This is a genomic window from Cellulomonas sp. NEAU-ZC6 (assembly GCF_056844425.1).
Genome location: NZ_JBXFYH010000001.1, coordinates 1,302,839 through 1,317,586 on the forward strand (window position 1 = coordinate 1,302,839; position 14,748 = coordinate 1,317,586).

The window sequence follows — 14,748 nt, forward strand, 5'->3', positions numbered from 1 at the left end:
CGACGTGAGGCGCAGCATGACGGAAGCGGTACGGGGGCAGACCGCGAGCGGGGTGGTGGTGATCGGCAACGGCGGGCACGCCCGCGCGTGCGTCGACGCCTGGCCCACGGCATCCCCCCAACAGCCGATCGGCTGCACCGGCAGCGACCCCGCCGAGCACGGCGAGGTCCCGTACCTCGGCCGGGACGACGTGCTGGCCGACCTGGTGCGGTCCGGGGTGACGCGGGCGTTCGTCGCCATCGGCTCCCCCGGCCTCCGCGCCCGGCTCACCGCCGACGCCGCGGCCCTGGGCCTCGCCCCGTTCACCGTCGTGTCGGGCAGCGCGCAGGTGGCGCGCACCGCCGAGGTCGGCGCCGGCAGCGTCCTGCTCCGCAGCGCCGTCCTCGGCGCCTACGCCCGGGTCGGTGCCGGTTGCATCGTCAACACCGGCGCGACGATCGACCACGACTGCGTCGTCGGCGACTTCAGCCACGTGGCCCCCGGCGCGCACCTCGCCGGCACCGTCCGTGTCGGCTCCCACGCCCTGGTGGGGGTGGGAGCGTCCGTGCGCCCCGGCATCACGATCGGCGACGGTGCCGTCGTCGGCGCCGGTGCGGTCGTGGTGCACGACGTCCCCGCCGGCGCGACCGTCGCCGGCAACCCCGCCCGAGCGCTCTCCCGGAAGGTCCCCGCATGATCCACGTCGCCGCCCCCGACCTCTCCGGGAACGAGCAGGTCTACGTCGCCGAGTGCCTCGAGACCACCTGGATCTCGTCGGCCGGTCGCTTCATCGCCGAGTTCGAGCGCGAGTTCGCCGCCCTGTGCGGGGTCACCCACGCGATCGCGACCAACAACGGGACGACCGCGCTCCACCTCGCCCTCGTCGCGGCCGGCATCCGCCCGGGCGACGAGGTCATCGTGCCGGTCCTGACCTACATCGCCTCCGCGAACGCGGTCCGCTACTGCGGCGCCGAGCCGGTGTTCGTCGACGTCGAGCCCGGCACCATGAACCTCGACCCGCGCGCGGTCGAGGCCGCGATCACGCCGCGGACCCGCGCGATCATGCCGGTCGACCTGTACGGGAACCCCGCCGACCTGCCCGCCATCACCGCGATCGCCCGGGCCCACGACCTCCTGGTGATCCAGGACTCCGCCGAGGCGCACGGCGCCGAGGTCGACGGCCGGCGGGTCGGGTCGCTCGCGGACGCCACCTCGTTCAGCTTCTTCGGCAACAAGATCGTGACCACCGGTGAGGGCGGCGCCGTCACCACCGACGACGACGAGCTCGCCGCGCGCCTGCGGCTCCTGCGCGGCCAGGGCATGGACCCCGAGCGCCGGTACTGGTTCCCGGAGGTGGGCTTCAACTACCGGATGACCAACGTCGCCGCCGCGATCGGGGTCGCCCAGCTCGAGCGGTTCGAGGACATGCTCGACGCACGGGACATGCTGAGCAAGACCTACGACGAGGCCCTGCGCGACGCCCCCGGCGTGACCCTCCCCCAGCAGCGTCCTGGTACGCGACGGGTGAACTGGATGTACACGGTGACGCTCGACGGCCTCACCGTCCAGCAGCGCGACGAGGTCATCGAGGGGATGCACGCCGACGGCATCGAGACCCGTCCCGTGTTCCACCCGCTGCACCACCTGCCGCCGTACCGGCAGGAGGACGGCCGCTATCCCGTGGCGGAGCGCCTGGGAGCGACGGGGATCTCCCTTCCGACCCACCTCGGCGTGACCGCCGCGGACGTGGAGCTGATCACGGCGCGCCTCGTCGAGCGCCTGGCCGCCGCCCGCGCGTGAGCGCGGACGCGCCCGCCCCGCCGGACGTCCGGGCCGGGGACGGCGCGGCGTCGCGCGCCCGTCGGCGTCGGCCCACACGGGCCGGCGTCTTCACCGCGGTCGCCGGCCTCTTGCTGTGGGCGCTGCTGCTGAACCTGCACGGCTTCTGGTTCGGCCGGAGCCAGCCGACACTGATGACGCTCCACGGGGCTGGGGTGATCCAGTGCATGCGGGACCAGGGCATCGAGAGCTTGTGGACCGCATGCCGCGCCCTCGGCGCTCCAGAAGGGCTTCCGCTGCTCACCGGGCTGCCGCAGCTGTACCTGGGGTGGCTGGTCGACTACCTGCCAGTGGTGGACCCGTGGGCGGCGCACCAGGTCTCCAACGCGATCGTGGACGGGGTGGGCCTCCTCGCCGGGTTTCTTCTCATGCGGCGCTGGGGCGCGCCCCGGTGGATCGCCCTTCTCACCAGCGCTTCATACCTCGCTTCTCCCAGCATCATCGCGATGAACGGCTTCGCGTACACCTTCAGCGGATTCGTGCTCCTTCCGGCGTACCTGTTGAGCGCCCTGGTCGTCGCCGACCTCATCGTGCGGGCACGGATACTGCGAGCTGTCGCGGTCGCGCTTCCTCTGGCCTTCGTCATGGTGTTCACGGACGGCTACTCGCTGTTCGCCGGCCTCCTGGCCGTCGGTGCCGTGCTCATCGCGCGCTGCTGGGACAGCGAGGTGAGCTGGCGCACTCGAGCGCTGCTTCTCGTAGTCCCCGGGGTTTCGTTCCTCGTCGCCCTGATCGCTTTCCTTGCCTACACCCCCGACAACATCACGGACATCCCCGTCGGCATCGGAGCCTTCCGTTACCTCGGCCTCGACCTCGCGACTCTGCTGGTTCCGCAGGACACGCTGTGGTGGGCGGACATCGCTGGTTTCGGCCGACTGGGGAGCACGCTCTGGGGTGACGGCTCCAACGTGGTGGGGAACTACGTCGGGTTCATGACGCTCGCCCTCGCCCTTTCCTACCTGGTGTTGCGGCGCTCCCGACCCGGGGAAGAGCGGCGCCTCGTTCTCGCTCTTGCTGTGGCCGGACTCGTCGCACTCCTCCTGGCGCTGGGTCCTGCGCTCAAGATCTACTCGACGACGCAACCCATCGACCCCGTGTGGGACGTGCCCGTCTCGATGACGGCCGGCGGGCTGCCGACGACGTGGCTCTATGAGAATGTGCCCGGCTTCGAGACCATGCGAGCGACCTACCGCTGGTTCCTTCTCACCCGCCTGGTCCTGGTGCTGCTCGCCGGCCTCGGTCTGGCCGCCTTGTGGCGGCATCGGCCTGCTCCCTCCCGTGCTGCTGCGCTGCGACCGGGAGTCGTGCTGCTGGCGGTTCTCCTCGTCCTCGAGACCGCCCCGAACATCCCTCGTGTGCTGCAGAGCACGCGCACGTACGCTGCGCACCTCACCTCGGTGCGCTCCGGTGTCATCGCCGACGCCGTCACTCTGGTTCGTCCCGGTGAACGCGTCCTCGTCCTGCCGAGCAGGAATGACTTCCTCGTCAACGGCTTGATCCCTTTCACCGGCGCCGCCGCGTACAACGCGGCACCCGACAAGAACTACCAGTTCGCGCGCGCGTCGTGGCCGGCCTCGGTCGAGCGTGCGGTAGTCGCATGGACGGACGACGCGGCACGGGCCGACGCGATCTGCGCCGCACTGGAGGACGACGTCGACGCGGTCGTCCTGCCGTACATCGATCCCTACTACGACGCCGTGTCCTGGCCACCTCCCCAGGACAGGGTCGAGGGCTACCGATGGATCGCGGACACTCTGGTTGCCGACCAGAGGTTCGTCGCTGCACGCGCGGACTCGCTCACGGTACTGCGCCCCTCCGGCGCAAGCTGCTGAAGCCACGCGAGGGGCACCTCCGTCGCGAGCCCGACGCGACCTTGTCAAGAAGTGCCGGGGCCAGCTGCTTCCAGGTGGGTCTCGGGGGAGGACGCCGGCACAGCGGTCGGTACGCAGTCGCAGGCGACGGGTCTAGCACGCTCAACGGGGTGGGAGCACGACCGGGGTCGTGGAGAACAGCTCTTCGACCCGCGCGGCCACGGTGTCGAGGACCCCGTCCAGGTCAGCGATCCCCCAGGTGTGCAGCACGCGGCTGAGGTCCGCGACGAGGCGCGCCCGCGGGCCGCTACCCGGACTGTCCCGGAGCACCCGGAGGAGCCCGTCCACGTAGGTGTCAGCGCTGTGGCGTTCGGCGACATGCGCCCGGGCTGCGGTGGAGAGCTCGGGTCCCGCCCGCTCCAGCAGCGAGCCGAGAGCGGCGGCCACCTCGCCCGGTCGTGGCGGCGTCGGCACGTGTTCCACGAACGGTCCAGAGACCTCGGCGTAGCTGCCGTCGTCCACCACGACGGCAGCCACTCCCGCAGCCAGGCTCTCGAGGAGCGCGTACGAGGCGCCCTCCAGGCAGGGCTCGCGCAGGACCACCGCGACGTCGGCCCGGTCCCGGAAAGCAGCAAGGGTGGCGTCGGAGGGGTTGTCGACGACAGTGACGTCGGTCAGCCCCGCAGCTGCGACCAGCGTGCGCACCTCGTCCACGCTCATCACACCAGAACGTCCCGCCACCACCAGGTGGACCCGGCGGGTGCGGGTGAGCCGGGCCATCGCCGCGACCACCACGTCGATCCGCTTGTTGGGGTTGAACACCCCCGCCTGGAGCACCACCGGGACGTCCTCCGGCAGGTCCGGCAGCGGGTCGGCGCCAACAGTCGTCGCCCGGCCGGGGGCGACCGGGAGACCGACCACCTCGACGTCCGCGAGCACCGCCGGCCTGACCCGCCGGGCGGCGAACTCCGAGTGCACGACGACCTGCCGGGCGCCCTCCGCAGCCAGGGAGACGAACGGGTACGCCGCTCCCCCTTCGGCGGCCCACGGCGCCTCGACCGGCTCGCCGGCGAGCGCGCGCTCGGCCTGCTCCTCGACCTCCGACCCGTACCAGCGGGCGTACTCCTCCGGGTAGTCGCCCCGTTCGAGCAGGTGACCGTGGAACAGGTTCGCCATCGCGACGTCGTGCAGGACGACGAGCCCGGGGACCCGCAGCGACGCCTTCCAGAGGTCCAGGTGGTTCCACGAGTGGTCACCCAGGTGGTAGACGACGTGGTCGTAGTCCTCGAGGACCTCGGCGTGCGCCGGGTCGAGCTGACGAGTCGTCCCTGACCACGTCCGGCCCCCGGACCGTGACGGGTGCCAGACGTCCACCTCGACGCCCTCGCGGCGCGCCAGCACCTCGACGGCCATCGCGCTCACCATGCCGATCGCGCTCTCGTGCGAGAACGGTGTGCACCAGGCGATCTTCACGACAGCAGCTCCTCGATCACGTGGTCCCATGACAGCCCCAGAGCCGCCACCTCGGCCTCCGCCGCGGCGCCCAGGGCACGGGTGCGCGGGCGGTCCGCATCGAGCCGGTCGAACGCCGCCGCCAGCGCTCCCGCCTCGGGGGCGGTGACGTAGCCCGTGCGGCCGTCGTGCACGAGGTTGAGGACGCCGCCCGAGTCCGCGAGGGTCACGACCGGCTTGCCCGCGGTCATGGCCTCGGCGGTGACGTAACCGAAGGAGTCCTCGTCCAGCGGCAGGTAGCAGACCGCCAGCGCCCCGGCGAGGAGGTCGCGCTTCTCCTCCGTGCCGAGGAACCGCAGCCTGAGGTCGACCCGGTCCCCGAGGCCGTGCCGCGCGACCGCGGCGTGCAGGTCCGCGACGATCTCGTCGCTGTCCGGCTGGCCGGCCACGACCAGGCGGACCCCGGAGGTGGTACGGGCGAGCGCCTCGACCGCCAGGTCAGGGCGCTTTCCCCGCGAGACGCGGCCGAGGCACAGCACGTAGTCGCCGAACGGTCCTTTCCGGATGTCGCCCTCGTCGGGGAGCGGCGGGTGCAGGATCGTCGCCTCGAGCCCGTTGTGGGTGCGCAGCCGGTCCCGCGTGACCGTGTCGTTCGCGAACAACCGCCGCGCGGAGGACAGGCTGTCCGTGTCGACGTGGCGGATGGCCGTGCGGATCTCCTGCCACGACGGGTCGTCCACCGGCGGGCCCCACGGTGTGTCCCACAGGTCGTAGACCTGGCGGAGCTGGTGCAGCAACCACACCGTCACCTGCGGGTGCCGGATCGCGTACGCCGGGAACTTGAGGGCGATCACACGGTCCACGTCCCGGATGTCGAGGGTCGCGGTGTACAGCATGACGTCCGCGATCTCCGCGGGGGTCTCCCACCGGAACGGGATGCGCAGGAGCGCCACCTCGTGCCCGCGGGCCTGGAGCTCGCGCACGAGGGCGTCGCCGAGCAGCTCGGCACCACCCCGCACGAACGGGACGCCGTTCGTCGCCACCAGGATCTTCATGCGAGGAGCCTCTCGACGACGTGGTCCCAGGAGATCTGGAGCCGCTGGACCTGATCGCGCTGGGCGAGGCCCATACGCGTCGCCTCGGCGCGGTGGAGCCACAGCCGGTCGAACGCGGCGGCGAGCGCCTCGGGCGTGGGGTCCACCACGAGGCCGTTCACCTCGTCGTCGACGAGCTCGGGGACACCACCGCTGTCCGAGGTGGTGACGACGGCCCGGTCCATGGCCGCCGCCTCCAGCGAGGGGTAACCGTAGGAGTCCTCGTCGAACGGGATGTAGAGGACGGCGAGCGAGCGCGCCATCGCGTCGCGCTTGAACTCCTCGGACACCCACCGGTCGTTCAGCACGACCCGGTCCTCGAGACCGTGCTCAGCGATCGTCGCCAGCATCTCCGCGCGGTACGGCCCACGTGGCTGCTCGAAGGCCCCCATCAGGTGGAGCCGGACCGGCGTCGTCGTCAGGGCCATCGCCTGCACGGCGAGCAGCTGCCGCTTGTGCGGGACCATCCGCGACGGGTAGACGATCGTGTCCCCCGGTGCATCCCCGCTGGGCGTGTAGCCACCCGCGGGGTCGAGGGGCGGGTACAGCACCTCCGCCTCGACCTCGTTGTACGTGCGCAGCCGGCGCCGCACCACGTCCGAGTTGCTGAACACCCGCGACTCCGCGAGCGCCAGGTCGTCCGAGGCGAACATCATCCGCCGGAACTCGTAGCCGTCGGCGTCGTCCGGCACGTCGGCCGCGACGGGCCAGAGGTCGTAGGAGGGGCGATGGTGGTGCAGGAACCACACGCTCTTGTGCGGGTGCCGTACCAGGTAGCTGGGCGTCCGGACCGCGATCAGCCGGTCGCACCGGCCCGTGAAGTCGAGCGAGCGCAGCCCGACCATCTGCGCCGGCATGGTCCCGGGGTCGGAGGTGAAGGGCAGGGCCAGCAGCTCGACCTCGTGACCGCGCTGCTCGAGCGCGAGCTTCAGCCAGTCGACGATGAGGGTGGCACCGCCCCGGACGAACGGGACGCTGGTGGTGACGACCAGGACCTTCACCCGTCCACCCGACCCGCGTCCTGCTGCTGCGCCGCGGCCGTGGCTCGGCGGACGAGGCAGACGGTCAGGGGCAGGCGGGAGTCGAGCGTCGCCCGGTCGCCCGAGACCGTCTCGAAGACGTCGGCGCTCCAACCCAGGGCGTCAGCCTCGGCGACCAGGCCGGCGGCACTGGTGCCGGCCCGCCGGAGGTGCTCGTCGGACAGCTCGGCGAAGACGACCACGCCGGGGTTCTGCGAGACGATCCGCTCCATGCCGTGCAGAACGGCGAGCTCGGCGCCCTCCACGTCGATCTTGACGACGTCGACCCGCGCGCCGGCGGGGATCAGGTCGTCCAGTCGCGCGACCTCGACCTCGACAGAACCTGTCGCCGTCGCCTCGGGGAAGAGGGAGTTGTGCCCGGAGTCCGCGCGGTTGGTCGCGAGCCGCGCACGGCCCGGAGCCGCGCCGGCCGCGCACTCGTGCACCTCCACGACGCCCGACTCCCACAGCCCGTTCAGCCGGATGTTCTGCCGGAGCATCTCGGCGGTGGCAGGGGTCGGCTCGACCGCGATCACCCGTCCCTCGGCGCCCACGGCCCGTGCCGCGGCGACGGTGTACAGGCCCAGGTTCGCGCCGACGTCCACGAACGTGCTGCCCGGCGCGACGCGAGCGAGCATGAGCGCCGACAGACCCGGCTCGGGGTGACCGCGGTGCTCGAGGAACGCGGCGAGCCGCCACTCCTCGCCCGGGACGCCGAGCAGCATCGAGTCGACCTCGACCACCCGGACGTCCGATGTCGGGCGCGGATCCGGCACCGGCTGCTCGAGCAGCACGTCCCGGTGCCGGACATCTCCGTCGGCCGCCGGCTTCGCCGGGACGGGGACGACCATGGGCGCCGCCGCGGCCACGGCTGAGCCGGTGGCTGCCAGCTCGAGCGTCGCGTACGCCAGCGCGCGCGAGGCGCGACGCATACGCCGCAGCCGGGTCAACGGGTCGCGCCCGGGCATCACGACCGCCAGGACGGCCTCGGGCTCCTCGTACGCACCGACCTTCACCAGGACCCGGTCCACGACCCGGGGGTCGGCGGCTGCGGGCAGGCCGTGCAGCAAGGCCCGGACGAGCACGGACTGCCACGGCGTGCTGCCGCGCGTCGGGTCGAGCTCGTGGACCAGCACCGCTGCGGGGACCCCCGCGCGCAGCCGGCCCACCAGCTGCGCGACCCCGTCCGGCGTCACCTGGGCTCGGGCCAGGACGACGACACCGTGTGCGAGTACCGCGTCGGCGTCGAGCCCGGCAGTGCGCTCCCCGGTCGCCTCGGCGCGCGCACGCCCCTCCTGTGATTCGAGGAAGGCGCGCAGCAGGTCGGCCCGAGGCGTCCCTGCGAGCAGCGCGGCGACGTTGGCGGCGAAGCCGTCCTCGTCGGGCTCACGCCCCAGCACCAGGTCGTACAGGCCGAGAACCAGCACCTCGGGGTCGGAAGGTCGGGAGCGCAGGCGGTCCACGAGCGACACGGTCGGCGGGGCCGCGCCGGTACCGGCCACGCGCGCGAGGTCACGGACCCCGGCGCGCAGGTGCGTGCTGACCGCGCGTGCGTTCAACGGCATGGGTCGTGCTCCCCTGGGTGGTGTCGTCCGCGCGCCGGACATCGACGCACGTGGCCGCGCGCCACCAGGTGCACGTCCAGACGGGTGAGCAGCCTATCGACAACCGACGGGGGTCGATGCGCACGCAGATCCGGAGGTCGGCCGCCGATCACCTCGCCACCCAGGTGTCCCCCAGCGTCTCGGGATACCGTGAGGCGGTGACTTCCTCCGGTGCGCCCGGCCTCACGGCCGCACCGGGACCCGCCCCCGAGGCCCGTCCCGGACGCCTGCGCGGCTCCCTGCTCCGCGCCGATCGGGCGACCCTGCGCGCCCGCGCGCTGGAGCTGCTGCGGTTCGGGTCGGTCGGCACGGTGGCGTTCGTCGTCGACCTCGGCGTGTACAACCTGCTGCGGTTCGGGCCCGTCGACCTGCTGCACGGCAAGCCGCTGACCGCGCGGGTCGTGGCCGTCGTGCTGGCCACGCTGGTGTCCTGGCTCGGGAGCCGGCACTGGACGTTCGCGGGGCAGCGCACGCACCGCGGCGGCCACGAGCTGGCGCTGTTCGGCGCCATCAACCTGGTGGGCATCGGGTTCACCGTGGGGGCGCTCGGCTTCTCGCACTACGTGCTCGGCATGTCGGGACCGTTCAGCGACAACGTGGCGAACGTCGTCGGCATCGTGCTCGGCACGGTGGTGCGGTACGTCGGCTACAAGCTGTTCGTCTTCCCGGGCGTCCCGGTGGCCCTGGCGGAGGTCGGCCACGAGTCGCGCACCGGGTCCGCTACGGGCTCGGCGGGCGGCGACGTCCCGCACCCGCGCGCCGGCGCGGTCGACGACGCCTGACGCCCGCCCGCACCCGCCACCGCGGCAGGGCGCGGCGTCAGACCCCGGCCACCACGCCGCCGTCGCCGCCGCGGCCCGTCCCGTCCGGACCGCGCCCGTCCGGTCCGGTGCCGTCCGGCCCCGTCGCCACCGCCGCCGGCGCCCCGGCCGCCACCGCCGGCCGTGCCACCAGCGCCGCGACGGCCAGCACCACCACCGCCACGACCGCCACCGTCACCACGTACGCGGGCGTCAGGTGGTCGGCGAGCACCAGCGCGAGGGCGGCCCCCGCCGCGACGACCACCCGGACGAGGGTGCGCTGCTCCGCGAACCACACGCCGACCGGCCCGGTGCTCACCCCGCGCCGCTCCCCCGCACCCCGCAGCGCCGCGGCACCCCGGGTCCACGAGGCACGCAGCGCCCGCGCGGCCGAGGACCCGCCCGCGAGGAACGCGACCAGCGCCACCACCAGCCCGAGCACGAGCGCCGAGCGCAGCGTGATCCGCAGCAGCGACACCACCTGGTCGTAGACGACCACGGCGGCGTCCGGTCGCTGCACGGCCGGCGGCAGCGCGTTCACGTACACCGATCGCCCGATGGCCAGCGCCGCGCCGAGCAGCAGCATCGCCCCCGCCAGCGACAGCCCGGCGACCACCAGGGCCCGCGCCTTGTGCCGGGACAGCAGCACGCCGGCGGCGAGCAGGCCCAGCACCACCCAGACAAGCCAGGTGCCGAGGACGTCGAGCACGTTGTACGCGTTCTGCGCGCGCACCAGGTCGGCGCTCTGCATCAGCGGGAAGCTGGCGTCGATCGTCGGCAGCCGGTCGACGATGGTGAAGCCCGCGTCGGACAGCGAGGTCTTCACCGTGTCGATCACGCCGGACAGGTCGACGGTGAGCGTCCCCTGCGCGTTGATGCTGGCGATGGCGTCCGGGTCGCCGCGCAGCACGGCGTTGAGCTGGTCGTGCACGGTGCGGTTGGCCTCGTCCCACACGGCGGCGAACAGGTCGGAGGTCACGACCCGGTCCACCACGTCGCGGACGAAGCCCGTCGCGGCGTTCACGAGCGGACCCTGCAGGGACCCGGCGACCGCGGCCACCCGCGGCGGCAGGTCCAGGCCCTCGACCGCGGCCACCCCGTCGGCGGCGAGCCCCTCCAGGTCGGCCGCCTCCACGATCGCGCCGGTGACGCGGTTGGTCACGGCGCTCTGGATCTGCGGGTCGTCGACCAGAGGCTCCACGGTCGCCAGGTACCGGTCGGTGTCGGTGACCAGGTCCTGGGCCCAGACGGCCACGACGGCCACGGGCGCGAGCAGGGCGGCGACGACGATCAGGACCGTCGCGGCCAGGGCCCGCCCGGGCCGGCGGCGCTGCGCGACGGGCGCCGGCAGCGGACCGGCCACGGCCGGCGTCGTGCGGGCCACGGCAGCGGCCCGCAGCTGGGCGTTCTCGGCCTCGAGGGCCGCGACGCGGGCGACCAGCTCGGCGGTCTCGTCCGCACCGCCGCGCACCGGGGGTCGTGGGTCGGGCATGTCGTCACCACCTGTCGGGCGCCGGGCGCGGCACGGCCACCGGTCCTCCGGGGGCGCCCTCGACCGCAACCTAGCGCGGCCTCGTCGCGGGTCCGCCACCCGCCGCGGGTGACCGCGGGCGGGCGGGACCGTCAGCGACGGCGGCGCGCCCGCTCGGACCGCGGCGAGATGATCGACCCGCGCGGGAGCACCACGTCCGGTGCCATCGCCGCGGGGACGCCGGTGAGGAACAGGGCGAACACCGCGGGCCGCCGCTGCGCGAGCTCGAGCCGCGCCCCGTCCGCGGACGCCAGGTCGCGGGCCAGCGCCAGCCCGAGCCCGGTGCCCTTGCCGGACGTCACCTCGCGCTCGAAGATCCGCGGCGCGAGCTCGTCCGGCACGCCGTCGCCCTCGTCGGCGACCTCGACGACCACCGCACGGGACGCGCCGGGCCGCGAGCGCACCGTCGTCGTGCCGCCGCCGTGCCGCAGCGAGTTCTCGATGAGGGTGGCCAGCACCTGGGCGAGCGCGCCCGGCGTGGCCAGGACCTGCGTCTTCGGGTCGACCTCGACCACCAGCCGGCGCCCCTCCTGCTCGAACGTCGGGCGCCACTCCTCCTCCTGCTGGTGCACGACGTCGACGAGGGCGATGGCCTCGGTGGTGCCGCCCTGCGCGCGCCGGGACCGGGTCAGCAGGTCGTCGACGACCGTGACCAGGCGCTCGACCTGCTCCAGCGAGATCCGGGCCTCCTCGCGCACCGCGGCGTCGTCGGAGGCGAGCATGATCTCCTCGAGCCGCATGCTGAGCGCCGTCAGCGGCGTGCGCAGCTGGTGCGAGGCGTCGGAGGCGAACTGCCGCTCGGCCGCCAGCCGCCCGGCCATCCGGTCGGCGCTGCGGGCCAGCTCGGCCGCGACCAGGTCGATCTCCTCGACGCCGGACGCCTCCAGCTGGGGACGCACCTGGCCGGACCCGAGCTGCTCGGCGGACGCGGCCAGGTAGACCAGCGGGGCCGCCAGCCGGTTCGCCTGCCAGATGGCCATCGCGATGCCGGCGGCGAAGGCGACCACGGCGGCCGCGACGACCAGGCCCATGATCTGCGCGCTCATGAGGAACACGTCCCACCACGGCGCGTACATGGTGATCCGGGCGCCGGTGGTGGACGTCTCGGTGATGGTGATGGTGCGCTCGGGCACCTCGGGGCCGGCCTGGTAGCGGGCGCCGTCCTGCGTCACGACGAAGATGGCCACCGCGATGCCGCCGCCGCGGTCGACGTACGGCTCGAGCAGGGTGTCGGACAGCGGCGTGCCCTCCTGGACGCGGCTGTCGATCTGCCGCGCCAGGTCGGACGCGCGGGTCTCGAGGGACCCGATCTCGTTGTCCCGGACGTACTGGGCACCGAGGAACGCGAGGGGGAAGCCGAGCAGCACCACCGCGACCGTGACGGCCGCGATGGTGGCCTGGAGCACACGGCGGCGCAACGTCAGCCCCGGTTGCCCTCGCCGGACTCGAAGCGGAAGCCCATCCCCCGCACCGTGCTGATGTACCGCGGCGCGCTGGCGTCGTCCCCGAGCTTGCGGCGCAGCCACGACACGTGCATGTCGAGCGTCTTGGTCGACCCGGTCGGGTCGGAGCCCCACACCTCGCGCATGAGCGTCTCGCGGGCGACGACGGTGCCGGCCGCCCCGACCAGCACGCGGAGCAGGTCGAACTCCTTGGCGGTCAGGTGCAGCTCGCGGTCGGCCTGGAACGCGCGGTGCGCGGCGACGTCCACGCGGACGTCCTGCCCGCGCAGCTCGTCCTCGTCGGGCGCGTCGCCGCCGGTCCGGCGCAGCAGCGCCCGGACGCGGGCGAGCAGCTCGGCGAGCCGGAACGGCTTGGTCACGTAGTCGTCGGCGCCGGCGTCGAGCCCGACGACCAGGTCCACCTCGTCGGCGCGGGCGGTCAGCACCAGCACCGGCGTCGTGAGGCCCTGGTTGCGGATCGCGCGGGCCACGTCGAGGCCGTCCATGTCCGGCAGGCCGAGGTCGAGGACGACCAGGTCGGCCTCGCTGGCGCGGTCGATGGCGCCCTGCCCGGTGCCCTGCACCCGGACGTCGTAGCCCTCCCGGGACAGCGCGCGCGCCAAAGGCTCGGCAATCGCGGGATCGTCCTCCGCCAGCAGCACCTGGGTCATTGCGCCATGTTAGGTCACGGAACGGTCTAAGCAACGGCGCACCGGGGTATCGGTTCGGTGATGTGCGTCTGATCCGCCTGGGGACGGACGGCACCGGGACCTCGGTCCGTCCCCGGGGGCACGCCGGGCCCCGCGGGGCCGACCTACGCTGGCGCGATGACGTGGTGGGAACGCCTCACGCGGTGGGAGGATCGCCACCGGTTCACGATCGACCTGGGCCTGACGCTGGCGGCGGGTCTGCTGGTCATCCCCCTCGGCGCCTCGGTCGCCGGGGCGTGGGCGGGCACCAGCACCGAGACCGTGGCGGTCGGCGCGCTGCTGAGCGCGCTGGTCTGGCTGCCCCTGGCGTGGCGGCGGCGCAACCCCGTGGCCTCCGCCGTGGCCGTGTACGCGGCCGGGCTGCTGCACCTAGTGCTCGGGCAGCCGACGCTGATGCCGGCCGACCTGGCGGTCCTGATCGCGCTGTACTCGGTGACGGTGCACGGCCCGCGCTGGGCGCACTGGACCGCGATCGGCTCGGCCCTCGCCGGGTCGCTCGTGCTCGGCACCACGCTGGCGGTGCTGGGGATGTCCGGCTACGCGCAGCCCGCGGAGACGGCCGTCACCGCGATCGTGCTCTGGGTCTTCTGCTCCGTCTGCGCCCTGGCCACCTGGGCGTTCGGCCTGCTGCGCCGGTCCCGCCGCGTGACGATCGCCGCGCTGCGCGACCGTGCCGAGCGGCTCGAGGTGGAGCGCGACCAGCAGGCGCAGATCGCCACGGCCGCCGAGCGCACCCGGATCGCGCGCGAGATGCACGACATCGTGGCGCACTCCCTGTCCGTGGTGGTGGCGCAGGCCGACGGCGGCCGGTACGCGGCCGCGGCGGACCCGGAGGCCGCCACCCGCGCGCTCGGCACCATCGCCGAGACCGGCCGGGCCGCCCTGGCGGACATGCGCCGCCTGCTCGGCGTCCTGCGGGAGCCGGAGGCCGCCACGGCGCCCGGGCTGCTCCCGGCGGGCGCCGTGCCGGGCGGCACGGGCACCGCGCCCACCCGCGCCGTCGCCGGGGCGGGTGCCGCCCCGTACACGCCGCAGCCCGCCGAGCACGACCTGGAGCAGCTGGTCGAGCAGGTGCGCGGTGCCGGCGCCCGCGCGTCGCTGGTCCGGATGGGCACGCCCCGGCGGCTGCCGCCGGGGATCGGGCTGACGGTCTACCGGATCTGCCAGGAGGCGCTGACCAACGTGCTCAAGCACGCCGGCCCGGACCCGACCGTGACCGTGCTCGTGCAGTGGCGGCCCGCGGCGCTGGTGCTGGAGATCACCGACGACGGCCGCGGGGCCGCGGCGGACTCGGACGGCGGCGGGCACGGCCTGCTGGGCATGCGGGAGCGCGCGACCATGGTCGGCGGGACGCTGAGCGCCGGACCGCGGCCCGGCGGCGGGTTCCGGGTGCGGGTGGAGCTGCCGCTGCCGCCCGGCGCGCCGACGCGGCCCGCGGCGCCCGTGCCCGGTGCCGCGTCCGCCTAG

Annotated in this window: 12 protein-coding genes; 5 read left to right on the top strand and 7 right to left on the bottom strand. The window is 74.0% G+C overall.

Annotation, left to right across the window (positions count from 1 at the left end):
• Positions 1-16 precede the first annotated feature (16 nt).
• From AC1050_RS06000 to AC1050_RS06010, 3 genes are read left to right on the top strand one after another with little or no spacing between them, the layout of a single operon-like run.
• The gene (locus tag AC1050_RS06000; RefSeq protein WP_482386448.1) at positions 17-676 is read left to right on the top strand and encodes a NeuD/PglB/VioB family sugar acetyltransferase; all 660 of its coding nucleotides are present in this window, start codon (positions 17-19) and stop codon (positions 674-676) included.
• On the top strand, positions 673-1,779 hold the full coding sequence (locus AC1050_RS06005; RefSeq protein WP_482386449.1) for a DegT/DnrJ/EryC1/StrS family aminotransferase: 1,107 nt from the start codon (positions 673-675) through the stop codon (positions 1,777-1,779). Before AC1050_RS06000 ends, AC1050_RS06005 begins: the two co-directional genes overlap by 4 nt.
• Positions 1,776-3,650: a hypothetical protein gene (locus tag AC1050_RS06010; RefSeq protein ID WP_482386450.1), complete on the top strand. Its 1,875-nt coding sequence runs from the start codon at positions 1,776-1,778 to the stop codon at positions 3,648-3,650. The genes AC1050_RS06005 and AC1050_RS06010 overlap by 4 nt, the downstream gene beginning before the upstream one ends.
• A gap of 141 nt (positions 3,651-3,791) precedes the next feature.
• Here the strand turns inward: AC1050_RS06010 and AC1050_RS06015 are convergent, their stop codons facing one another.
• From AC1050_RS06015 to AC1050_RS06030, 4 genes are read right to left on the bottom strand one after another with little or no spacing between them, the layout of a single operon-like run.
• Positions 3,792-5,102, bottom strand: coding sequence for a glycosyltransferase (locus AC1050_RS06015; protein ID WP_482386451.1), 1,311 nt, complete (start codon positions 5,100-5,102; stop codon positions 3,792-3,794).
• The gene (locus tag AC1050_RS06020) at positions 5,099-6,136 is read right to left on the bottom strand and encodes a glycosyltransferase family 4 protein (RefSeq protein ID WP_482386452.1); all 1,038 of its coding nucleotides are present in this window, start codon (positions 6,134-6,136) and stop codon (positions 5,099-5,101) included. Before AC1050_RS06020 ends, AC1050_RS06015 begins: the two co-directional genes overlap by 4 nt.
• Positions 6,133-7,176 carry a glycosyltransferase family 4 protein gene (locus tag AC1050_RS06025; RefSeq protein WP_482386453.1) on the bottom strand — a complete coding sequence of 348 codons (1,044 nt, stop codon included), beginning with the start codon at positions 7,174-7,176 and terminating at the stop codon, positions 6,133-6,135. Before AC1050_RS06025 ends, AC1050_RS06020 begins: the two co-directional genes overlap by 4 nt.
• Positions 7,173-8,759: an FkbM family methyltransferase gene (locus AC1050_RS06030; protein WP_482386454.1), complete on the bottom strand. Its 1,587-nt coding sequence runs from the start codon at positions 8,757-8,759 to the stop codon at positions 7,173-7,175. Before AC1050_RS06030 ends, AC1050_RS06025 begins: the two co-directional genes overlap by 4 nt.
• Positions 8,760-8,956: 197 nt before the next feature.
• On the opposite strand from AC1050_RS06030, the gene AC1050_RS06035 reads away from it, so the two are divergent.
• Positions 8,957-9,580, top strand: coding sequence for a GtrA family protein (locus AC1050_RS06035; RefSeq protein WP_482386455.1), 624 nt, complete (start codon positions 8,957-8,959; stop codon positions 9,578-9,580).
• A gap of 37 nt (positions 9,581-9,617) precedes the next feature.
• Here AC1050_RS06035 and AC1050_RS06040 read toward each other — a convergent pair whose 3' ends face one another.
• The 3 genes from AC1050_RS06040 to AC1050_RS06050 all read right to left on the bottom strand — a co-directional run bounded on the left by AC1050_RS06040 (position 9,618) and on the right by AC1050_RS06050 (position 13,242).
• On the bottom strand, positions 9,618-11,090 hold the full coding sequence (locus AC1050_RS06040; RefSeq protein ID WP_482386456.1) for a hypothetical protein: 1,473 nt from the start codon (positions 11,088-11,090) through the stop codon (positions 9,618-9,620).
• A gap of 131 nt (positions 11,091-11,221) precedes the next feature.
• Positions 11,222-12,547, bottom strand: a complete 1,326-nt coding sequence (locus tag AC1050_RS06045; RefSeq protein WP_482386457.1) for an ATP-binding protein — start codon at positions 12,545-12,547, stop codon at positions 11,222-11,224.
• Between the two features lie 2 nt (positions 12,548-12,549).
• A complete protein-coding gene (locus AC1050_RS06050) occupies positions 12,550-13,242 on the bottom strand; it encodes a response regulator transcription factor (RefSeq protein WP_482386458.1) in 693 nt (230 codons plus the stop codon).
• A gap of 156 nt (positions 13,243-13,398) precedes the next feature.
• Here AC1050_RS06050 and AC1050_RS06055 point away from each other — a divergent pair, with 156 nt between their 5' ends.
• Positions 13,399-14,748 carry a sensor histidine kinase gene (locus AC1050_RS06055; RefSeq protein WP_482386459.1) on the top strand — a complete coding sequence of 450 codons (1,350 nt, stop codon included), beginning with the start codon at positions 13,399-13,401 and terminating at the stop codon, positions 14,746-14,748.